This window comes from Streptomyces sp. V4I8 (assembly GCF_041261225.1).
Taxonomy (GTDB): Bacteria; Actinomycetota; Actinomycetes; order Streptomycetales; family Streptomycetaceae; genus Streptomyces.
Map to the genome: position 1 here is coordinate 8,381,568 of NZ_JBGCCN010000001.1, position 20,981 is coordinate 8,402,548.

Consider the following 20,981-nt stretch of genomic DNA (forward strand, 5'->3'; position numbering starts at 1 on the left):
CGAGGTGAGAGGCCCAGATGTTCACCACCCGCCCCACCCTCCAGGGCACCTTCGGCATGGTGTCCTCCACCCACTGGCTCGCCTCGCAGTCCGCGATGGCCGTGCTGGAGGGTGGGGGCAACGCGTACGACGCCGCCGTGGCGGGCGCGTTCGTGCTGCATGTCGTCGAGCCGCACCTCAACGGGCCGGCCGGTGAGGTGCCGATCCTGCTCGCCCCGGCGGGCGGCGAGGTGCGGGTGCTGTGCGGGCAGGGTGTGGCGCCGGCCGGGGCGAGCGTCGGGCACTACCGGGGGCTCGGGCTGGACCTCGTGCCCGGGACGGGACCCCTCGCCGCCGCCGTGCCCGGCGCGTTCGACGCCTGGATGCTTCTGCTGCGCGACCACGGCACCAAGCCGCTCGCCGATGTGCTCCAGTACGCCATCGGCTACGCCGAACACGGGCACGCGCCCGTGGAGCGGGTCGGCGAGACCGTCGAGACCGTGCGGGAGCTCTTCGAGACGGAGTGGACCTCGTCGGCCGAGGTCTATCTGCCGGACGGGAAGCCGCCCCGGCCCGGGGAGCTGTTCCGCAATCCCGCCCTCGCCGCGACCTGGAAACGGCTGCTCGACGAGGTCGCCGGTGCCGGGGACCGGGTCGCGCAGATCGAGGCCGCGCGGGCGGTGTGGCGGACCGGTTTCATCGCCGAGGCCCTCGTACGGCAGGCCCGGCGGCCCACCATGGACACCAGCGGCGTGCGGCACTCCGGCACCCTCACGGCCGCCGATCTCGCCGGCTGGTCCGCGACCTACGAGGCGCCGGCGATGTACGACTGGAATGGCTGGACCCTGTGCAAGGCCGGCCCCTGGAGCCAGGGCCCGGTCCTGCTCCAGCAGCTCGCGCTGCTGCCGCCCGAGCTGCCCCGGTACGGGTCCGCCGAGTACGTCCATCTGCTGGTCGAGGGCTGCAAGCTCGCCATGGCCGACCGGGAGGCCTGGTACGGCGACGCGGCCGAGGTGCCGCTCGACGAGCTGCTGTCGGACCGGTACAACGCGGCCCGGCGGCAGCTGGTCGGCGAGAAGGCCTCCCACGAGCTGCGGCCCGGCAGCCCGGGTGCCCGCGCCCCGCGACTGTGCGCCCACGCGCGCGTGGCGGCCACCGACGGGCCCGCCTTCGACGCGCTGGGCGTCGGTGAGCCCACGGTCGCCAAGAGCCCGACGTCGCCGGTGCCGGGTGAGCCCGAGGTCTCCGGCGACGGGGGCACCCGTGGCGACACCTGCCACCTCGACATCGTCGACCGCTGGGGCAACATGATCGCGGCCACCCCCAGCGGCGGCTGGCTCCAGTCCAACCCCGTCGTGCCCGAACTGGGCTTCCCGCTCGGCACCCGGCTCCAGATGACCTGGCTGGAGGAGGGCCTGCCGAACTCGCTGACACCGGGACGGCGGCCTCGTACGACGCTCACGCCCTCGATCGCCCTGCGCGACGGCGTGCCCGTCATGGCCTTCGGCACGCCGGGCGGGGACCAGCAGGACCAGTGGCAGCTGCACTTCTTCCTCGCGGTCGCCCTGCGCGCCCCGGTCCGCGGCGGCCTCGACCTCCAGGGCGCGGTCGACGCCCCGAACTGGCACAACGACAGCTTCCCCGGCTCCTTCTACCCGCGGGGGATGCGACCGGGGAGCGTCACCGTGGAGTCCCGTACGGCCCCCGAGGTGGTGGAGGAGCTGCGGCGGCGTGGTCACGAGGTGACCGTCGGCGACGCCTGGTCGGAGGGACGGTTGTGCGCGGTCGCGAGGGACCCGGAGAGCGGGGTCCTGTCGGCGGCGGCGAATCCGCGGGGGATGCAGGGCTACGCGGTGGGGCGCTGACGACAGGCGCCGGCACCATGGGCAGGCCCCTGACCTGGCCGTACGCACACCCCATGTTCATGCCGATGCCATCCGGCGTCCACCCGGCAGGCGGGGATTGTCAGTGGGGCGTGCTCTCATGGAGGGGTGATCGGATACAACGAAACCATCGACGAGTTTCTCGCACAGCATGCGACAGACGTGGAAGAAGCCATCCGTAAGGCGGCCGAGGGCGAGATCATGCCCCGATTCCGGCAGCTCGCCGCCCATGAGATCGACCAGAAGGCCGGACCGCACGACCTGGTGACCGACGCCGACCGGCTCGCGGAGAAGTACCTCACCGGGGTGCTCGGCGCGCTGCTGTCCGGCTCGGTCGTGGTCGGCGAGGAGGCGGTGCACGCCAACCCGGCGTCGTACGACGCGCTGCAGGGCGACGCCCCGGTCTGGATCGTCGACCCCGTCGACGGCACCCGCCAGTTCGTCCACGGGGACCCCGGCTTCTGCACCCTGGTCGCGCTCGCGCAGCACGGCGTCCTGCTCGCCTCCTGGACCTACGCCCCCGCCCGTGACCAACTGGCCACGGCGATACGGGGCAAGGGCGCCCACCTCGACGGCGAGCGGCTGCACTCCGGCGCGCCGGAGCCCGGCCGGGACCTGCACATCGCCACGTCCCACCCCGACTACACCACCGACGACCAGAAGCGCGCGCTGCTGGGCCTGTGGACCGACGGAGTCGACCCGCGCCCCTGCGGCTCGGCGGGCCTGGAGTATCTCGCCATCGCCCGGGGCGAGTTGGACGCGACCGCGTTCAGCTGGGAGGCCGCCTGGGACCACGCGGCGGGCATCCTCCTGGTCGAGGAGGCGGGCGGCGCCCACCTGACCCACACGGGCGAGCCCTTCCGGATCACGGGCGGCAACGCCCTGCCGTTCACGGCGGCCCGGGACGCGGCCACGGCTCGCCGGGTCGCGGCACTGCTGGCGGAGAACTGATCGTCCGAGAGCTCGGCCCGCCGCACGTCGGCATGGTCCGGCACCCCTGGGCGGGGCACCGCACCCCTGGTCTGTCAGTGCTCCGGCATATCCTGACCTTCAATGGCCATCGGCTGACGAAGGAGTCCGAAGGTGCCGTCGATGCTCGATGCGGTCGTGGTGGGTGCGGGGCCGAACGGACTGACCGCTGCCGTGGAGCTGGCCCGCCGCGGCTTCTCCGTGGCCGTGTTCGAGGCGCGTGACACCGTCGGCGGAGGAGCCCGTACCGAGGAGCTGACCCTCCCCGGCTTCCGGCACGACCCGTGCTCGGCCGCGCACCCCCTGGGCATCAACTCGCCCGTGTTCCGGACCATGCCGCTCGACCGCTACGGCCTGGAGTGGCTGCACGCCGAGCTGCCCATGGCGCACCCCTTCACCGACGGCAGTGCCGCCGTGCTGTCCCGGTCCGTCGCCGAGACCGCCGCCTCGTTCGGCCCGCGCGACGCGGGCACGTACCGCAGGCTGGTCGAGCCGTTCCTGGCCAAGTGGGACACGCTGGCCCGTGACTTCATGTCCCTGCCCCTCACCGCGCTCCCACAGGACCCGGTCACGCTCGCCCGGTTCGGCCTGGTCGGACTGCCCCCGTCGACCTGGCTGACGCGGCGCTTCCGCGACGAGCGGGCCAGGACGCTGTTCGCCGGCCTCGTCGCGCACGTCATCGCCCCACTGGGCGGCTTCGCCACCAGCGCCATCGGACTGGTCTTCGCCCTCGCCGCCCACGCCCGCGGCTGGCCCGTGGCCCGCGGCGGCTCCCAGTCCATCTCCGACGCCCTCACCGCCTATCTCAAGGACCTCGGTGGCACCGTCCACACCGACTACGAGGTCAAGCGGCTCGACGACCTGCCGCCCGCGCGCGCGTACATCTTCGACACCTCACCCACGGCGCTGGCCCGCATCGCCGGCTTCGGCCGCTACTACGAGGGGTATCGCTACGGCGCCGCCGCCTTCAAGATCGACTACGCGCTGGACGGCCCGGTGCCGTGGACCTCGCCGGAGGCGCGGCGGGCCGGCACCGTGCAGGTCGGGGGGGACAGCGCGGAGATCGGCGCGGCCCTGCGCGCCGCCTCCCGGGAGGGGAGGGCGCCCGACAAGCCGTTCCTGATCACGGTGCAGCCCAGTGTCGTCGACCCCACGCGAGCCCCTGAGGGCAAGCATGTCTTCTGGGCGTACGGGCATGTGCCGAACGGCTGGACCGGAGACCTCACGGACGCCCTCGAACGTCAACTGGAGCGCTTCGCCCCGGGGTTCCGCGACCGCGTCCTCGCCCGCGCGACGGCCGGCCCGGCCGAACTCGCCGCCCGCAACGCCAACTACATCGGCGGCGACATCGCCTCCGGCGCGGCCTCCGGGCTCCAACTCCTGCTCCGGCCCAAGCTGTCGCTCTTCCCCTACCGCACCCCGCACCCCGCGGTCTTCATCTGCTCGTCGGCAACCCCGCCCGGACCGGGCGTGCACGGCATGTCGGGACACAACGCGGCCAAGGCGGTGTGGCGGCGGCTGCGGCAGGAGCCGTAGAGCCGTGAGGCCCGTGACGTTTCGGGAGATCCGAGTGACTGCTCAAACGGCCCACGTTTACCGGTAGTTCGGGTTCCATGGTAAGGAAATTCTGTGTCTACTTTGTCACTCCACTTACCGGGGGGTAGGTACCTGAACGGTCAACAGCCGCGAGTAGGGTGCCGCCCATGAAAGATCGGAAAGCGGTTGTCCGCTTCGGTTCCCGGTCTGCCGTGCGCCTCACCGACCTCGCCCTGCTCGTCAGAGCGCCGGCCGCGCTGAGCGTGCCCGGTGACGTGATCGCGGGGGCGGCCGCCGCCGGACGCCCGCTGGGTGCCCGTACCTTCGGAGTGATCGGTTCCTCCGTCTGTCTCTACTGGGCCGGCATGGCCCTCAACGACTACGCCGACGCCGCGGTCGACTCCGTCGAGCGGCCGGATCGGCCTGTGCCCTCGGGGCGTGTTCCGCGGCGTACGGCGCTTGGCGTGGCCGGGGCGTTGACCGTGGCGGGGATCGGGCTTGCCGCTGCCGCGGGGGGCCGGCGCAGTGTGGGTGTCGCGCTGCCCTTGGCCGGGCTGGTGTGGGCGTACGACCTGAAGCTCAAGTCCACGCCGTTGGGTGGAGTTGCCATGGCTGGGGCCCGGGTTCTGGACGTTCTGGCCGGAGCGGTTGTGCCTGGGGCCGGTGCCGAGTCGGTCGGGGGTGCGCTGCGGCGGGCTGCGGTGCCTGCCGGGCTGGTCGGGGTGCACACCGGTACGTTGATGGCGCTGAGCCGGCATGAGATCGGTGGGGCTCCGGTGCGGGTTCCTGGTGCGACGCTTGCCGTGTCCGCGGCGACTTCCCTGGCTACGGCCGTTCCTGTCGCCCGAGACGCCGTAGGAAGTGCCGCGAAAGGTCGGTCTGCGTCTGCCGCGCCATCGTGGCTGGTCGCGCCCCGCGGCGGAGCCGCGATTCGACACAGCCCCGCGCCCCTCAAGGGGGTTGTCGGCACCGTGACTTCCAAGAGGCTGCGTGCCGCCCTCACCGTCGGCGGTGCCCTTGCCTATCTCGGGACCTATGGTTCCGCCCAGGTCCGTGCCGTGCGGGAGCCGTCGGGGGAGAACGTGCGGCGGGCCGTGGGGGCCGGGATTCTTGGGCTGTTGCCCTTGCAGGCAGCGCTGACCGCGCGCGGTGGGGCACCGGGTGTCGCCGCGGCGCTCGGTGTCGTCCATCCCCTCGCGCGACGGCTCGCCCGGCGCATATCGCCCACCTGAGACCCACCTCCGTGTGAGGAACCCGCACCATGAGACCTCCCCCCGAAACTCCCCCCACCCCTCTCAAGTTCGGCTACGGCACCAACGGCTTCACCCACCACCGGCTGAGCGATGTCCTCGTCGTCCTCGCCGACCTCGGCTACGACGGGGTCGCCCTCACCCTTGACCACGGCCATCTCGACCCGTACGCCGACGACCTGCCCCGGCGCGTCACCGCCCTCGCGCGACAGCTCGCGCGGCACGGCCTGGACGTGACGGTGGAGACCGGCGCGCCGTTCTTCCTCGATCCCTGGGGCAAGCACCTGCCCACGTTGATGTCGGACGGCTCCGAGTCGAGGATCGACCTGCTGCGCCGCGCCCTGCGCATCGCGGCCGACCTCGGCTCGCCCACCGTCCACCTGTGCAGCGGCCCGGCGCCGGAGGGGTTGCCGGAGCGGGACGCGTGGAAGCGGCTCGCGGCCGGTGTCGAGACCGTGCTGGAGACGGCGGAGGGATACGGGGTGGCGCTGGCCTTCGAGCCGGAGCCGTACATGTTCGTCGACACCGTGCGGGACTGCCTGCACCTCGCCGAACTGGTCGACGGGCACGAGCTGTTCGGGATCACCCTGGACATCGGCCACGCGCACTGCGTGGAGAAACGTTCCGTGCTCGACTGCGTGCGCGACGCGGCACCGCTGCTGCGCAATGTGCAGATCGAGGACATGCGGCGCGGCATCCACCAGCACCTCGAATTCGGCGCCGGCGAGATCGACTTCCCGCCCGTCCTGGATGCCCTGCGTGACCTGGACAACCGCGGTCTGATCTCCGTGGAGATCCAGGGCGGTTCGCTCGACGCGCCCGACGTGGCCCGCCGCTCGATCGAGTTCCTGCGCGCGGTCCACTAGGGGGTGTCTTCCGGATCAGCCCGGCGTCGCGGGCTGATCCAGAAGACACCCCTGGTCACCGCCCCGCCCGTCCCCTTCTGGCCCCACTCCTCCCACCTCGCAGAAGGCTGTCCCTCCATGGCTGTCACGACCGCCGCCCCCTCGGCCCCGCCGGACCCCCACCCCGCCCTGAACGCCGTACTGGACCCCGCGGCCCGCACCTGGCTGGACGAGAGCGCCGCGAAGGTCGCCGCCGAACCGGCCGCCGTACGGCGCCTGTTCCCAGCCGCACGCCGGCGCTGCGGGCACGCCCGTATCGACCCCTGCTGGACCGTCGACGAGGCCGCCCGGACCGTCCTGCTCACCGCACTGCCCCTGCGCGGCCAGGACCTCGCCGACGAGGTCGTCCGCCTCCACCGGCACGGCGACCCGGCGGAACAACGCGCCGTCCTGCGCGCCCTGCCGCTGCTCGACCTGGGCGACCTGGCCCTGACCCTCGTACGGGAAGCCCTGCGCGGCAACGACACCACCCTGATCGAGGCCGCCCTCGGCGCGTACGCCGCCGCGCACCTCCCGGACGCCGAGTTCCGCCAGGCCGTACTGAAGTGCGTCTTCTGCGAGATCCCCCTCGACCGCGTCACCGGCCTCGACACCCGTGCCGACCGCGAACTGGCCCGTATGCTCGCCGACTTCGCCCACGAGCGGATCGTCGCCGGGCGGGACGTACCGCAGGACGTCCGGCCCCTCGTCCGTGCCTTCCCGGACGTCATCGGCGCGGAACTCGGGCAGGCGCTCCAGCACACGGACACCGATCCACTCACGGACGTACTCAAGGAAGAGGGCTGACCGTGCGCATCTTCGACCCCCATATCCACATGACCTCCCGCACGACCGACGACTACGAGGCGATGTACGCCGCCGGGGTGCGCGCCGTCGTCGAGCCCGCCTTCTGGCTGGGCCAGCCCCGCACCTCGCCCGAGAGCTTCTACGACTACTTCGACGGGCTGCTGGGCTGGGAGCCGTACCGCGCCGCCCAGTTCGGCATCCAGCACTTCTGCACGATCGCCCTCAACCCGAAGGAGGCGAACGATCCGCGCTGTGTGCCGGTGCTCGACGAGCTGGACCGCTACCTCGCCAAGGACCGGGTCGTCGCAGTCGGGGAGATCGGCTACGACTCGATGACGCCGGAGGAGGACGAGGCGCTGGCCCGTCAGCTCCAGCTCGCCGTCGAGCACGAACTGCCCGCCCTCGTGCACACTCCGCACCGCGACAAGGCGGCCGGCACCCGGCGCACCCTGGACGTCGTACGGGAGTCGGGCATCGCCCGCGAACTCGTCGTCCTCGACCACCTCAACGAGCTCACCGTCGGCATGGTCCTCGACAGCGGCTGCTGGGCCGGGTTCTCGATCTACCCGAAGACCAAGATGAGCGAGGACCGGATGGTCGAGATCCTCAAGGAGCACGGGACGGACCGGGTCCTCGTGAACTCCGCTGCCGACTGGGGGCGTTCGGACCCGCTCAAGACCCGTAAGACCGCCGACGCCATGCTCGCCGCCGGCTTCGACGACGCCGCCGTGGACGAGGTCCTGTGGCGCAACCCCGTCGCCTTCTACGGCCAGAGCGGACGGCTGGAGCTGGACGAGCCCAAGCCGGACGGGGAAGCCACCTTCCAGGGCAACTCCATACGGCGCGGGGGAGCGTGAGCATCCCATGCGCTTTCTGCATCCGGACGGTACGACCGTCCACCTCGGCTACTGCAGCAACGTCCACCAGGCGGAGGACCTCGAGGGCGTCATCGCCCAACTGGCCGACTACGCCGAGCCGGTGCGCGAACGGCTCGGGGCCGACCGGCTCGGCATCGGGCTGTGGCTGGCGTGCCCCGTGGTCACCGAACTCGCCGATGACGAAGGGGCGTTGGCGCGCCTCAAGCGCGAGCTGCGGGCGCGCGGGCTGGAGACCGTCACCCTCAACGCCTTCCCGTACGCCGGGTTCCACCGCGAGGTCGTCAAGAAGGACGTCTACGAACCCGACTGGGCCGACGAGGCCCGGCTGAAGTACACCCTGGACTGCGCCCGCGTCCTCGCCGCCCTCCTCCCGGACGACGTCGACCACGGCAGCGTGTCCACCCTCCCGCTCGCGTGGCGCACCCCGTGGACGCCCGCCTGCGCCGAGGAGGCCCGGCACGCCCTGGAGCGGCTGACCACGGGGCTCGCCGCGCTGGAGGCGTGGACGGGCCGTCGTGTCCGCGTGGGCTTCGAGCCGGAACCCGGGTGCGTCGTCGAGACCACCACCCAGGCCGTACGGGAGCTGGGCGGACTGGACCCCGACCGGCTCGGCATCTGCCTCGACGCCTGCCATCTCGCCGTGCAGTTCGAGCCCCCGGCCGACGCCTTGCGGCGGCTCGCGGAAGCCGGAATGCCCGTGGTCAAGCTCCAGGCGTCCTGCGCCGTGGAGGCCGCGAACCCGGCCGACCCCGCCGCCCGCGCGGCCCTGCACCGGCTCGCCGAACCCCGGTTCCTGCACCAGACCCGGACCGCCGGCGACGGTGACGTACTCGGCGTGGACGACCTCCCCGAGGCCCTCGACGGCGAGCTGCCCGCCGACGCCGGCCCCTGGCGCGTCCACTTCCACGCCCCGCTGCACACCGAGCCCGAACCCCCGCTGCGGACGACGGCCGACCAGCTCGACCAGGTCCTCGCCGGGCTGCTGGGCGGGGACTCGGCCGGCTGCGACCACATCGAGGTCGAGACCTACACCTGGTCCGTCCTCCCCGAACCGCCCGCCGACCTGCCCGGCGGTATCGCCGCCGAACTCGCCTGGGCCCGCGACCGGTTGACCGGCCTCGGCCTCAAGGAGGACCCGTCATGACGACCGACCCAGTGACCGAGCCGGTGAACCGCGTTGTCGTCCTCGACATCGTCGGCCTCACCCCGAACCTCCTGAAGCACATGCCGGCTGTCGCCGCCCTCGGCGACCGCGGCTTCCAGGCCCGGCTCGACACCGTGCTCCCCGCCGTCACCTGCACCGTCCAGTCCACCCTCCTGACCGGCGAACCCCCGTCCACGCACGGCGTGGTGGCCAACGGCTGGTACTTCCGCGACCTCGGCGAGGTCATGCTGTGGCGCCAGCACAACGCGCTCGTCGGCGGCGAGAAGGTCTGGGAGACGGCCCGGAGGACCAACCCCGACTACAAGGTCGCCAACATCTGCTGGTGGTACGCGATGGGCGCCGACGTCGACTGGACGGTCACCCCGCGCCCCGTCTACTACTCCGACGGCCGCAAGGAACCCGACTGCTACACCTGGCCCCCGTCCCTCCACGACGAACTCATCGACCGGCTGGGGCCGTTCCCCCTCTTCACCTACTGGGGCCCGAACGCGGGCATGCCCTCCACCCAGTGGATCCTGGCCGCCGCCCGCCAGGTCTTCGACGAGCACCGCCCCGACCTCACGCTCGTCTACATCCCGCAGATGGACTACGAGCCCCAGCGCTCCGGCCCGGATTCACCGGAGACCATCCGTGCCGCCCGCCAACTCGACGAGGCGCTGAGCCCGTTGATCGACCACTTCCTGCGCGCGGGCGCCACCGTCGTCGCCCTCAGCGAGTACGGCATCACGCCCGTCTCCCGCCCGGTCGACATCAACCGCGCCCTGCGCCGGGCCGGGCTGCTGGAGGTGTACACCCAGGACGGCATGGAGTACCTCGACCCGTGGACCTCGCGCGCCTTCGCGGTCGCCGACCACCAGGTCGCCCATGTGTACGTCCGCGACCCGGCCGACACCGAGGCGGTCGCGAAGGTCGTCGGTGAACTCGGGGGCGTGGAACGGGTGCTGGACGCCGCGGGCAAGGCGGCCCACGGTCTGGACCACGAGCGCTCCGGCGAACTCGTCGCACTCGCCGACCCCGACGCCTGGTTCACGTACTACTACTGGCTGGACGACGACCGCGCCCCCGACTTCGCCCGCCAGGTCGAGATCCACCGCAAGCCCGGCTACGACCCCGCCGAGCTCCTCTACGACGAGACGGTCCCCGCGGTGAAACTGCGCGCCGTCGGCCAGGTCGCCCGCAAGAAGCTCGGCTTCCGCTACCGCCTCAGGACCGTCCCCCTCGACCCCTCCGGCGTCCGCGGCAGCCACGGCCGACTGCCCACCGACCCCGACCACGGCCCCGTACTGCTGTGCTCGGAACCGGAGCGGGCGAAGGACGCCTACGCGGCCACGGAGGTCAAGTCGCTGCTGCTGGGCCTGGCGGGCCTGCACGGGACGTCCGACGCAGAACGAGGCGCGGAACACGGCACGGAACAAGGCGCAGAACAAGGCGCAGAACAAGGAACGCAGAAATGACGACGCATCCGCCCCTCCCCACCATCCGCCCCCTGCTCGACCCGGCCCCCGAGTACGCCAAGTGGCAGTCCGAGGAGTCAGCCCTCCGGGTGACGATCTGGGGCGACAACAGCCCGTGGCTGATCACCGGTCACGAGGACGCCCGCACGGTCCTCGCCGACCCGCGCTTCAGCGCGGACGCCAACCACCCGGCCTTCCCCCACACCCGCCCCGGAGCCCCGCCGCAGGCCCCCGGCCTCTTCCACCAGATGGACCCGCCGGACCACACCCGGCTGCGCCGCATGCTGATCCCCGACTTCACCTTCCGGCGCATCGAGCAGCTGGAGGGCGCCGTCCAGCGGATCTGCGACGACCTCCTGGACGCGATGACGGCCGGCGGCACGACGGAAGCGGACCTGGTGGCGTCGTACGCGCTGCCGCTCCCCACCCTCGCCATCTGCGAACTGCTCGGCGTCCCCTACGAGGACCACGGGTTCTTCCGCGCGAAGTCCAACGCCCTCACCAGCGTCGCCGGCGACCCGGCCGAGGCGATGGCCGCCCGCGTGGCGCTCTACGGCTACCTGCGCGCCCTCATCGAGCGCCGCACGCACGACCCCGCCGACGACCTCGTCTCCCGCCTGGCGACGGAGCGCGTGGCGACCGGCGAGGCCACCCTCGACGAGGCCACCGGCATGGTCTCCCTGCTCCTCCTGGCGGGCCATGAGACGACGGCCAACATGTTCCCGCTGGCCGCGATCGCCCTGCTGCAGAACCCGGCCCAGCTCGACGCACTGCGCTCCGACGACTCCCTGTGGCCGGGCGCAGTGGAGGAACTCCTGCGCCATCTGACCGTCATCCACTCCGGGATCCGCCGGGTCGCCACGGAGGACGTCGACCTGTCCGGCGTCCGTATCCGCGCGGGCGAGGGCGTGGTGGTGGCGTTGCAGGCCGCCAACCGTGACCCGTCCGTGTACGCCGACCCCGACGCCCTCGACGTCCGCCGCGACGCGAGCGGCCACCTCGCCTTCGGCCACGGCCTGCACCAGTGCCTCGGCCAGTCCCTCGCCCGCACCGAACTCCGCCTCGGCCTGTCCACCCTGTTCCGCAGGCTCCCGTCCCTGCGCATGACGGTCCCGCCCGAGTCGCTCGCCCTCTCGACGAGCACGGTCCACGGGGTGCGCTCGCTGCCGGTCGCCTGGTAATGAACCGCCCGTAGGTGGCCAGGGCTGCTATAGAGGCAGCCATGACCACCATCAGGCTCGTCCAGGGCGACATCACGCGAGAGACGGTCGACGCGATCGTCAACGCCGCGAACTCCTCCCTCCTCGGCGGGGGAGGAGTCGACGGCGCGATCCACCGCCGCGGCGGCCCCGCGATCCTCGACGAATGCCGCAAGCTGCGCGCCTCCCAGTACGGCAAGGGTTTGCGGACGGGGCAGGCGGTCGCCACCACGGCGGGGGAGCTGGACGCGCGGTGGGTGATCCATACGGTGGGTCCCCGGTTTACCCCTGAGGAGGATCGGTCGGAGTTGCTGGCTTCCTGCTACCGGGAGTCGCTGCGGGTCGCCGACGAGCTGGGCGCTCGCACGGTGGCGTTTCCGGCTGTCTCCGCCGGGATCTACGGGTGGCCGATGGAGTATGCCGCCCGGATCGCGGTCGAGACGGTGCGGGCGACGGAGACGGCGGTCGAGGAGGTTCGGTTCGTGCTCTTCGACAAGCGGGCGTTTGAGGCGTTCGCCGCACAGCTCCGCTGAGAAATGACACCCCGTCAGACCATGCGGCACGTGGTCGTACCGCAGGCGCTGCGGGCCACGGCCAACTGAAGCGCCGACTCCGAGCGCTTCTTCCTGCGCGTCCTCACCCTGCTGCGCACCGAGGACCCGGTCCGACGCCCTCGCCCGCGCGGCAGCGGACGCCCGCGTCCGCGCCACGGCCTACGCCGGCCTCAACTGCTGGAGATCCACCGCACCAGTCTGCGGGTGTCCCGGCCTCGTGTGCCGGTCCCGTCTCTCAGCTCGCTGCGGAGGCCTGAGGGGCCGGACGGGGCTTCACCGCCCGCGCCTTCGTCATCGGCACCAGCCCCGACCGCGCCTACGGGCGGCCCGCTGACAGCCGACCGGAACCACGTGACCCACGAGCTGAACGACTCCCGGCCTTGATCCGTACCACCTTTCGTGCAGCCACAGTCACACCGAGGAAGCTTCGTGCAACCACACCGAGGCCGCAGCGGCCGCATCGCGACGGCGACCGGCAGTCTGGCTCTTCTGCTCCTGGCCACCGCGTGCGGCGGGGGTGAGGACGGCAAGGGGGCCACCGCGAAGGGCAGCCCCACGAACGTCTCCGCCACCGTGGCCGCCGTCGTGGCACCGGCCAGGGTCGAGGTGATCGCCGGCCTGACGGGTTGCAAGGTCAAGATCCGGACCGAGGCGGACGAACTGCGCGAGGGTGTCTGCCGGACGAAGCGGGGCGACTACCTCATCACGACTTTCCCGCAGGAGAAGCTCAAGGTGACCTGGCTGGACGCGGCCGCCGTCTACGGCGGCAAGTATCTCGTCGGCACCCGCTGGGTGGTCAGCGCGAAACCGGAGTTGCTGGAGCAGCTGCGCCCCCGACTGGGCGGGGAAATCCAGCAGTTGCGGGGTGTGGGCCCGACTCCCGCCCCCTAGGCCTCGGTCTCCGCCTCGGCCGCGTCGCTGATGCCCAGCCGCAGATGCTCCACGTGGTACACGGCCTGGTCGAGCAGCTCGGCGACATGATGGTCGTGCAACGCGTACACGACCGAGCGGCCGCGCCGCTCACCCACCACCAGGCCCAGATTGCGCAGCAGCCGCAGTTGGTGCGAGCAGGCGGACTGTTCCATCCCGACCTCGGCCGCCAACTCCGTGGCCGGCAGCGGACCCTCACGCAGCCGCGCCAGGATCAGCAGGCGGGAGGGGGTGGACAGGGCCTGGAGGGTGGTGGCCACCTTGGCGACGTTGGCCGCGTCCAGGCGTACGCGCTCGGGGGCGTCCTGCGCGGCGGTGACGGCTCCATGACCCATGCCGGGTATCTTACCCATCGCACGTGAACACATGAATGATTATTCATGTATGGGGTGATCCGGCAGCTCCCAGGACAGGCGAGGTTGATGTCGGATTCTCGCGAGCCCTCGTCGCCCGTGGTCGATGCTGGACGCATGCAGAAGGGGATGCACACCGACACCGAGCGCTGCGTGCGCGCCGTCCAGTCCAAGGACGCCCGCTTCGACGGCTGGTTCTTCACGGCGGTCGTGACGACCGGGATCTACTGCCGGCCCAGCTGCCCGGTGGTCCCGCCCAAGCCCGAGAACATGCGGTTCCAGCCGAGCGCGGCAGCCTGCCAGCAGGCCGGGTTCCGGGCGTGCAAGCGCTGCCGCCCGGACACCAGCCCCGGCTCCCCGGAATGGAACCAGCGCGCCGACCTCGTGGCCCGCGCGATGCGGCTGATCGCCGACGGCGTCGTGGACCGCGAGGGCGTGCCCGGCCTCGCCGCCCGGCTCGGCTACAGCACCCGGCAGATCGAACGCCAGCTCCTCGCCGAACTGGGCGCCGGCCCGCTCGCCCTGGCCCGCGCCCAGCGAGCCCAGGCGGCCCGCCTCCTCATCGAGACGACGCCCCTGCCCATGGCGGACATCGCCTTCGCGGCCGGGTTCGCCTCCATCCGCACCTTCAACGACACCGTCCGCGAGGTCTACGCCCTGGCCCCGACCGACCTGCGGGCCCGCGCACCCCGCAGCGACCCCGGGACCGCCGCGAAGACCACCGGCACCCTGACCCTGCGCCTGCCGTTCCGCGCCCCCCTCAACCCCGACAACCTCTTCGGCCACCTCGCCGCGACCGCCGTCCCCGGGGTCGAGGAGTGGCGGGACGGCGCCTACCGCCGCACGCTCAGGCTGCCGTACGGCCACGGCCTCGTGTCCTTGGCACCCCAGCCCGACCACATCGCCTGCCGCCTCACCCTCAGCGACCTGCGCGATCTGACCGTCGCGATCAGCCGGTGCCGCCGGATGCTCGACCTGGACGCCGATCCGGTCGCGATCGACGACCGGCTGCGCACGGATCCCCTGCTCGCGCCCCTGATCGACAAGGCACCCGGGCGCCGGGTCCCGCGCACGGTCGACGAGGCGGAGTTCGCCGTACGGGCCGTGCTCGGGCAGCAGGTCTCCACGGCCGCCGCCCGCACCCACGCGGCCCGCCTGGTCACCGCCCACGGCGAGCGGGTCGACGACCCCGAAGGCGGCCTCACCCACCTCTTCCCGTCCCCCGAGGCGCTGGCCTCCGTGGACCCGGAATCACTGGCGATGCCCCGCACGCGCCGAGCGACCTTCACCACCCTGGTCCGTCAACTCGCCGACGGCGAGGTGCGCTTGGGGCCCGACAGCGACTGGCGGGAGACCCGCGCCCGCCTCCTCGCCCTCCCCGGATTCGGCCCCTGGACGGTCGACGTCATCGCGATGCGCGCCCTCGGTGACCCCGACGCCTTCCTCCCCACCGATCTCGGAATCCGCCGCGCCGCCCAGGAGTTGGGCCTCCCGTCGACTCCGGCGGCCCTCACGGCCCGGGCGGCCGCGTGGCGCCCGTGGCGGGCGTACGCCGTCCAGTACCTGTGGGCGACGGACAGCCACCCGATCAACTTCCTCCCCGTGTAAGCACGTTAGGAACACCTGATGAAGCAGCACACCGTCATCGACAGCCCGTACGGCCCCCTGACGCTCGTCGCCGAGGACGGCGTCCTGTGCGGCCTCTACATGACCGACCAACGCCACCGCCCGCACGAGGAGACCTTCGGCACCCGCGACGAGTCCCTCTTCGGAGCAGCCGAGGAACAGCTGGGGGCCTATTTCGCGGGTGAGTTGAAGGAGTTCACGCTGGAACTGCGCCTGTGCGGAACGCCGTTCCAGCGCAGCGTCTGGGAGCAACTGCGCAAGATCCCGTACGGCGAGACCCGCTCCTACGGCCAACTCGCCGACACCCTCGGCAACGCCGGTGCCTCCCGCGCGGTCGGCCTCGCCAACGGCAAGAACCCGATCGGCATCATCGTCCCCTGCCACCGCGTCGTCGGAGCCAACGGCAGCCTCACCGGGTACGGCGGCGGCCTGGACCGCAAGCAGCGACTGCTGGACTTCGAGAACGGAGCGGCGCTGTTCCAGGGAAACACCCCCTAGCCTTCCGGGCGGCTGCTTCAGTCGGCGAGTCCGCGCAGCAGCTTCGGCAGCGCCGTGCCGATGGGCTCGCGTATGACCTCGTCGGCGCGGTCGTCGTACGGCGTCGGCTCGGCGTTGACGATGATCAGCCGGGCGCCGTGGTCGGCGGCGACGCCCGCGAGCCCGGCGGCGGGCTGCACCTGGAGGCTGCTGCCGACGGCGATGAACACCTGGCAGGCCTTGGTGATCGCGGCCGCCTCGCCGAGGACCACGGGATCGAGCCGCTCGCCGAACATCACCGTCGCGGACTTGAGGATCCCGCCGCACTCCAGGCACGGCGGGTCGTCCTCACCGGCCTCCACCCGCGCGAGGGCGTCCTCCATCGGCCCGCGCGCATGGCACTTCGTGCAGAGCACACTGCGCGCGCTGCCGTGCAGTTCGAGCACCTTGCGGGCGGGCATCCCGGCCAGCTGGTGCAGCCCGTCCACGTTCTGCGTGATCACCCGCACCGGCACCCCGGACCGCTCCAGCTCGGCCACCGCCAGGTGCGCCGCGTTCGGCTCGGCCTTGAGCGTGCGGTTCTTGCGCCGCATCTGCCACGAGCGCCGCCGGATCTCCGGATCGCCCATGTAGTACTCGTACGTCACGAGCTTCTCGGCCTCCGGATCCCGCCGCCACAGCCCGTTCGGGCCGCGGTAGTCGGGGATACCGGAGTCGGTCGAGATACCGGCGCCGCTGAGGAGGGCGACGAGGGGCTTGGTCATGCTGCCGAGGGTAGGACGGGCGCCCTGAACGCGGCGAATGGATAATCGACCCGGCCGGTGGAAGATATTCGACCCTGCCGTGGAAGTCATGGCCCCCGGTCAGTCCACCCGGTGACCGTTCTCCAGCTCCGCCGTCCCCCCGCCGTCCGCGAGGACGTCCAGTGCGGCCAGGACGCGGCGGCCCAGGGCGCCGGGCAGATGCGCGGTGATCTCCCCGCGCGGAACCAGCCGCCAGGACAGCAGCTCCGCCTCCTGCAACCGGATCGCCTTGAAGTCGTCCTCGCCGAGTACGCCACCGTCGTACAGGTACGCCACCAGCGGCGGCCGCCCCGTCCCGTGCACCCAGTCCACCGCGAGCAGCCGGCCCAGCTCCCGGTCCAGGCCGATCTCCTCGGCCGTCTCGCGGCGCGCGCCCTGGCGAGGCGTCTCGCCGTCGTCGGACTCGACCGTGCCGCCCGGAAGCGCCCAGCCCTCACGGTAGTTGGGCTCCACGAGCAGCACCTGGCCCTCGGCGTCCCGGAAGAGGGCGGCGGCACCGGCGAGGACGCGGGGGAGACCCGCGATGTACGTGGCGAAGTTTTGCGTCGTCGTCATCCAGGCAGCGTAACCAGCCCGAGCGACCACACCTCGACCGTCGGGCCGGCTCGGGGAAGCACACACCCCGCTCAAGGAGGCACACGCCCGCTCGGCGCAGCGGGTGCCCTGCTCCGGAGCGCGCACGCGCCGCTCTCCGTCGCTCGCCGGCACTACTGGACCTGGTGGATCTAACGGACCTGGTGGACCTCCGCCTGGGCCAACCGCACCGTCCGCTCCGCCAGCTCGCTGATCCGCACCCCGTCGAACCCGAAGACCGCGCTGCGGACCGTGTCCTCCAGCGGCCCGGTCCACTGGTCCGGGATCGCCTCCGCCCCTCCCAGTACGCCCGCCACCGAGCCGGCGGTCGCGCCGTTGGAGTCGGTGTCCAGGCCGCCGCGCACGGTGAGGGTGATGGTGCGGGTGAAGTCGCCGTCGCCGTACAGGAGCCCGGCGGTGAGCACGGCCGCGTTCGGGATGGTGTGGATCCAGCCGAGCCCGGCGGTCTCCTCGGCGACCGTGGCGAGCGTGTCCTCCCAGGTCATCCGGGTGTCATGGAGCGACACGACGCGGCGTACGGTACGGGCGAGGCGGCTGCTCGCCGGGATGACGGCGAGCGCCTCGTCGACCGCTTTGCGGACCGTGGGCGCCGTGAACGCCGCCGCGATCAGCGCCGCCGCCCACATCGCGCCGTACACGCCGTTGCCGGTGTGCGACAGCACCGCGTCCCGGCGGGCGAGGGCGGCGGCGCGGCGTGGGACGCCGGGGCAGGTCCAGCCGTAGATGTCGGCGCGGATGAGAGCGCCGATCCACTCCTGGTAGGGGTTGTCGTACGTGGCGGTCAGCGGCGGCTTCAACCCGTTCGCGAGGTTGCGGTACGCGGCCCGCTCCGCCGTGAAGGTCTGCAGATACGGCAGCCGCAGCAGCCACAGGTCGCCGACCTGCTCGGTGCTGAAGGCGAAGCCATGGGTCTCCAGCAGGTCCAGGCCGAGGATCGCGTAGTCGACGTCGTCGTCGCGGCAGCTGCCGTGGATGCGGCCGCGCACGCACTGCCGCCACTCGGGCCGCAGCTCGAAGCCGTCGTCCTCGCTGATCGGCTCGGGAAGATAGTCGGTGAGGGGCAGGGCGGCGGCCTGCCGCAGATACTGGTCGATCCGGTCCCGCGTCCACAGGTCGCCCTGCTCGACCGGTTTGCCGAGCATGTTGCCGGCGATCCGGCCCAGCCAGCCCCCGAGGACGCGGTCGGCGAGCTCTGGCTCAGTGCCCACAGGGGTCATAGGACCGGTTTACCCAATTCCGGCCGCGGTCGCTCGGTGTCCGGCAGCTCGCACAGCCGCTTCCCAGGCCGCTCGTACGTTGCTCCCACAGCCTTCTCAGGGTCCGGGCATCGCATGACGTCATGGGCCTCCTCCGGTTAAGGTCGCAGCGGCGCGACTGGCCTTGGCGTGCGCGAGGCCCGGAGAGCAAGGGGAAAATCAGGTGACACAGCGCGTGCTCATCGCCGCGGACAAGTTCAAGGGGTCGCTGACGGCCGTGCAGGTCGCCGAGCGTGTGACGGCCGGTCTGCGCCGGGTCGTGCCGGGCCTCGAGGTCGAGGCCATGCCGGTGGCCGACGGCGGCGACGGGACCGTGGACGCGGCGGTCGCGGCCGGCTTCGAACGGCGGGAGGTCCGGGTCGCCGGGCCCCTCGGGCACGAGGTGACGGCGGCGTTCGCGCTGCGCGGCGACACGGCCGTCGTGGAGATGGCGGAGGCGAGCGGCCTGCAGCGGCTGCCCGCGGGCGTCTTCGCACCCCTCACGGCGTCCACGTACGGTTCAGGGGAGCTGCTGCGGGCCGCACTGGACGCGGGCGCCCGCACCATCGTGTTCGGGGTCGGCGGCAGCGCCACCACGGACGGCGGGGCCGGAATGCTGAGCGCGCTCGGGGCGCGCTTCCTGGACGCGGACGGGGAGCCGGTGGCGCCGGGCGGGGGAGGCCTGCGCGACCTGGCCACCGCCGACCTGTCCGGCCTGGACCCGAGGCTGTCCTCCGTCGAACTGGTGCTCGCCAGCGACGTCGACAATCCGCTGACCGGTCCGAAGGGCGCACCCGCGGTGTACGGCCCGCAGAAGGGCGCCTCGCCGGACGACGTGGCGGCGCTGGACACCGCGCTCGCGCACTTCGCGAAGGTGCTGGAGGGGGCGGTCGGCCCCAGGGCGGCCGCGCACGCCGCCGCGCCCGGGGCCGGTGCCGCGGGCGGTATCGGCTACGGCGCCCTCCTCCTCGGTGCCCGTTTCCGCCCCGGCATCGAGGTCATGCTGGACGTCCTGGGCTTCGCGCCCGCGCTGGAGCGGGCGGACCTGGTCATCACCGGCGAGGGATCGCTGGACGAGCAGACCCTGCACGGCAAGGCCCCGGCGGGCGTCGCCGCCGCCGCCCGCGCGGCCGGCAAGGAGGTCGTCGCCGTGTGCGGGCGCCTCGCGCTGGTGCCGGAGGCGCTCGGGCGGGCCGGGATCCGGCGGGCGTACCCGCTGACGGAACTCGAGCCGGACGTGGCCAAGTGCATCGCGGACGCGGGCCCCATCCTGGAACGCTCGGCGGAACGGATCGCCCAGGACTTCCTGTCCTGAGCCCGGGCTTCTCTCGCCCCCGCCGCCCCTACCCGTCCCGTCCCTGGGGGCTGCCGCCCCCAGACCCCCGCTTCGGCCCTCCGGGCCTCGTCCTCAAACGCCGGACGGGCTGAACAACCAGCCCCTCCGGCGTTTGAGGAGCGGGGTCTGGGGCGGAGCCCCAGAAGGATGGGACGGATAGGGGCGGCGGGGGCGAGAGAAGCCGGGTGCCGGGTATGCGAAGGGCCCCGGACCGACACGGTCCGGGGCCCCACTCAGCAGAGCGTTACGGCAGCTGCGCCGCCCGCGCCTCACGCCGGTTGTCGCGGAAGTTGTTCACCCGACGGGCCGTGGCGAACAGCGGGATGACCGCGCCCGTCACCAGCTGCAGCGCGCACCCGGTCTGGAGCAGCAGCTGCCCGCTCGGGGCGTCGAAGGCCCAGGCCGCCAGCAGACCCATCGACACGACGATCCAGGTCAGCATCGCCACCGCGAGGCGCCCCCGCGGCTTCGGGTACTCGACCCGGCTCACCATCAGCCAGGCCGTCCCCAGAATCGCCAGCAGCGTCGCCACGAAGGGCAGCTCCAGCAGGACGATCGAGACGACCGTCAGCGCCCCGAACGGGGACGGCATGCCCTGGAACATGCCGTTCGGCACCGTCACGCAGGAGAACCGCGCGAGTCTCAGCACCACCGCGAGCAGAACGACGATCGCGCCGACCGCCGCCACCCGCTGGTGCGCGTCGTCGGCGACCATGCCGTAGACCAGGACGAAGTACGCCGGGGCCAGGCCGAAGCTGATCAGGTCCGAGAGGTTGTCCAGCTCCGCGCCCATGGGGGAGGAGCGCAGCTTCCTCGCCACCAGGCCGTCGAACAGGTCGAAGACCGCCGCGCACAGCATCAGGATCACCGCAGTGGCCGCGCTGTGGCGGGCCATGCCGGTTTCCTGGCTGCCGGTGAGGTGCGGGATCAGGATGCCGGTGGTGGTGAAGTACACCGCCATGAAGCCGCACGTGGCGTTGCCGAGAGTGAGGGTGTCCGCTATCGACAGGCGGAGAGAAAGAGGCATCTCCTCCTCTTCGTCGACCTCGTCGGCCTCGGGCACCCAGCC

The 20,981-nt window shown here is 72.4% G+C and carries 20 protein-coding genes; 15 read left to right on the forward strand and 5 right to left on the reverse strand.

Going from position 1 to position 20,981, the window contains the following annotated elements; genetic code table 11:
* Positions 1 to 17: 17 nt before the first annotated feature.
* From ABIE67_RS38090 to ABIE67_RS38145, 12 genes are all read left to right on the forward strand, one after another.
* Positions 18 to 1,844 (forward strand): gamma-glutamyltransferase family protein, encoded by a 1,827-nt coding sequence (locus ABIE67_RS38090; protein ID WP_370266082.1) that lies wholly within the window; start codon positions 18 to 20, stop codon positions 1,842 to 1,844.
* A 126-nt stretch (positions 1,845 to 1,970) separates the two neighbouring features.
* Complete coding sequence (locus ABIE67_RS38095) at positions 1,971 to 2,813, forward strand: inositol monophosphatase (RefSeq protein ID WP_370266083.1); 843 nt, start codon at positions 1,971 to 1,973, stop codon at positions 2,811 to 2,813.
* 141 nt (positions 2,814 to 2,954) lie between these two features.
* On the forward strand, positions 2,955 to 4,367 hold the full coding sequence (locus ABIE67_RS38100; RefSeq protein ID WP_370266084.1) for a phytoene desaturase family protein: 1,413 nt from the start codon (positions 2,955 to 2,957) through the stop codon (positions 4,365 to 4,367).
* A gap of 167 nt (positions 4,368 to 4,534) precedes the next feature.
* Positions 4,535 to 5,599, forward strand: a complete 1,065-nt coding sequence (locus tag ABIE67_RS38105; protein WP_370266085.1) for an SCO3242 family prenyltransferase — start codon at positions 4,535 to 4,537, stop codon at positions 5,597 to 5,599.
* Positions 5,600 to 5,628: 29 nt separating this feature from the next.
* Positions 5,629 to 6,483, forward strand: coding sequence for a sugar phosphate isomerase/epimerase family protein (locus ABIE67_RS38110; protein WP_370266086.1), 855 nt, complete (start codon positions 5,629 to 5,631; stop codon positions 6,481 to 6,483).
* 117 nt (positions 6,484 to 6,600) lie between these two features.
* On the forward strand, positions 6,601 to 7,308 hold the full coding sequence (locus ABIE67_RS38115) for an EboA domain-containing protein (protein ID WP_370266087.1): 708 nt from the start codon (positions 6,601 to 6,603) through the stop codon (positions 7,306 to 7,308).
* A gap of 2 nt (positions 7,309 to 7,310) precedes the next feature.
* Positions 7,311 to 8,165 (forward strand): TatD family hydrolase, encoded by an 855-nt coding sequence (locus ABIE67_RS38120; RefSeq protein ID WP_370266088.1) that lies wholly within the window; start codon positions 7,311 to 7,313, stop codon positions 8,163 to 8,165.
* Between the two features lie 7 nt (positions 8,166 to 8,172).
* Positions 8,173 to 9,330, forward strand: a complete 1,158-nt coding sequence (gene eboE, locus ABIE67_RS38125; RefSeq protein WP_370266089.1) for a metabolite traffic protein EboE — start codon at positions 8,173 to 8,175, stop codon at positions 9,328 to 9,330.
* On the forward strand, positions 9,327 to 10,805 hold the full coding sequence (locus ABIE67_RS38130) for an alkaline phosphatase family protein (protein WP_370266090.1): 1,479 nt from the start codon (positions 9,327 to 9,329) through the stop codon (positions 10,803 to 10,805). Before eboE ends, ABIE67_RS38130 begins: the two co-directional genes overlap by 4 nt.
* Complete coding sequence (locus ABIE67_RS38135; protein ID WP_370266091.1) at positions 10,802 to 11,986, forward strand: cytochrome P450; 1,185 nt, start codon at positions 10,802 to 10,804, stop codon at positions 11,984 to 11,986. Before ABIE67_RS38130 ends, ABIE67_RS38135 begins: the two co-directional genes overlap by 4 nt.
* Positions 11,987 to 12,027: 41 nt before the next feature.
* Positions 12,028 to 12,537 carry an O-acetyl-ADP-ribose deacetylase gene (locus ABIE67_RS38140; protein ID WP_370266092.1) on the forward strand — a complete coding sequence of 170 codons (510 nt, stop codon included), beginning with the start codon at positions 12,028 to 12,030 and terminating at the stop codon, positions 12,535 to 12,537.
* 450 nt (positions 12,538 to 12,987) lie between these two features.
* Positions 12,988 to 13,449: a hypothetical protein gene (locus ABIE67_RS38145; RefSeq protein ID WP_370266093.1), complete on the forward strand. Its 462-nt coding sequence runs from the start codon at positions 12,988 to 12,990 to the stop codon at positions 13,447 to 13,449.
* On the opposite strand, the gene ABIE67_RS38150 is transcribed toward ABIE67_RS38145, so the two are convergent.
* Entirely contained in the window at positions 13,446 to 13,823 is a 378-nt protein-coding gene (locus tag ABIE67_RS38150; RefSeq protein ID WP_370266094.1) for an ArsR/SmtB family transcription factor, read from the reverse strand. The two genes, ABIE67_RS38145 and ABIE67_RS38150, sit on opposite strands and share 4 nt — an antisense overlap.
* A 135-nt stretch (positions 13,824 to 13,958) precedes the next feature.
* Between ABIE67_RS38150 and ABIE67_RS38155 the strand changes: the two genes are divergently transcribed.
* Positions 13,959 to 15,449, forward strand: a complete 1,491-nt coding sequence (locus ABIE67_RS38155) for an AlkA N-terminal domain-containing protein (RefSeq protein WP_370266095.1) — start codon at positions 13,959 to 13,961, stop codon at positions 15,447 to 15,449.
* Positions 15,450 to 15,467: 18 nt separating this feature from the next.
* Positions 15,468 to 15,965, forward strand: a complete 498-nt coding sequence (locus tag ABIE67_RS38160; RefSeq protein WP_370266096.1) for a methylated-DNA--[protein]-cysteine S-methyltransferase — start codon at positions 15,468 to 15,470, stop codon at positions 15,963 to 15,965.
* A gap of 17 nt (positions 15,966 to 15,982) precedes the next feature.
* Here the strand turns inward: ABIE67_RS38160 and ABIE67_RS38165 are convergent, their stop codons facing one another.
* From ABIE67_RS38165 to ABIE67_RS38175, 3 genes are all read right to left on the reverse strand, one after another.
* Positions 15,983 to 16,708, reverse strand: coding sequence for an NAD-dependent deacetylase (locus ABIE67_RS38165; protein ID WP_370266097.1), 726 nt, complete (start codon positions 16,706 to 16,708; stop codon positions 15,983 to 15,985).
* A 99-nt stretch (positions 16,709 to 16,807) separates the two neighbouring features.
* A complete protein-coding gene (locus tag ABIE67_RS38170) occupies positions 16,808 to 17,302 on the reverse strand; it encodes an NUDIX domain-containing protein (protein ID WP_370266098.1) in 495 nt (164 codons plus the stop codon).
* Positions 17,303 to 17,472: 170 nt separating this feature from the next.
* Complete coding sequence (locus ABIE67_RS38175; RefSeq protein ID WP_370266099.1) at positions 17,473 to 18,558, reverse strand: ADP-ribosylglycohydrolase family protein; 1,086 nt, start codon at positions 18,556 to 18,558, stop codon at positions 17,473 to 17,475.
* Positions 18,559 to 18,772: 214 nt separating this feature from the next.
* Here ABIE67_RS38175 and ABIE67_RS38180 point away from each other — a divergent pair, with 214 nt between their 5' ends.
* Positions 18,773 to 19,891, forward strand: a complete 1,119-nt coding sequence (locus ABIE67_RS38180; RefSeq protein WP_370269352.1) for a glycerate kinase — start codon at positions 18,773 to 18,775, stop codon at positions 19,889 to 19,891.
* Between the two features lie 265 nt (positions 19,892 to 20,156).
* On the opposite strand, the gene pssA is transcribed toward ABIE67_RS38180, so the two are convergent.
* Positions 20,157 to 20,975, reverse strand: coding sequence for a CDP-diacylglycerol--serine O-phosphatidyltransferase (gene pssA / locus ABIE67_RS38185; RefSeq protein WP_370269354.1), 819 nt, complete (start codon positions 20,973 to 20,975; stop codon positions 20,157 to 20,159).
* Between the last annotated feature and the right edge of the window lie 6 nt (positions 20,976 to 20,981).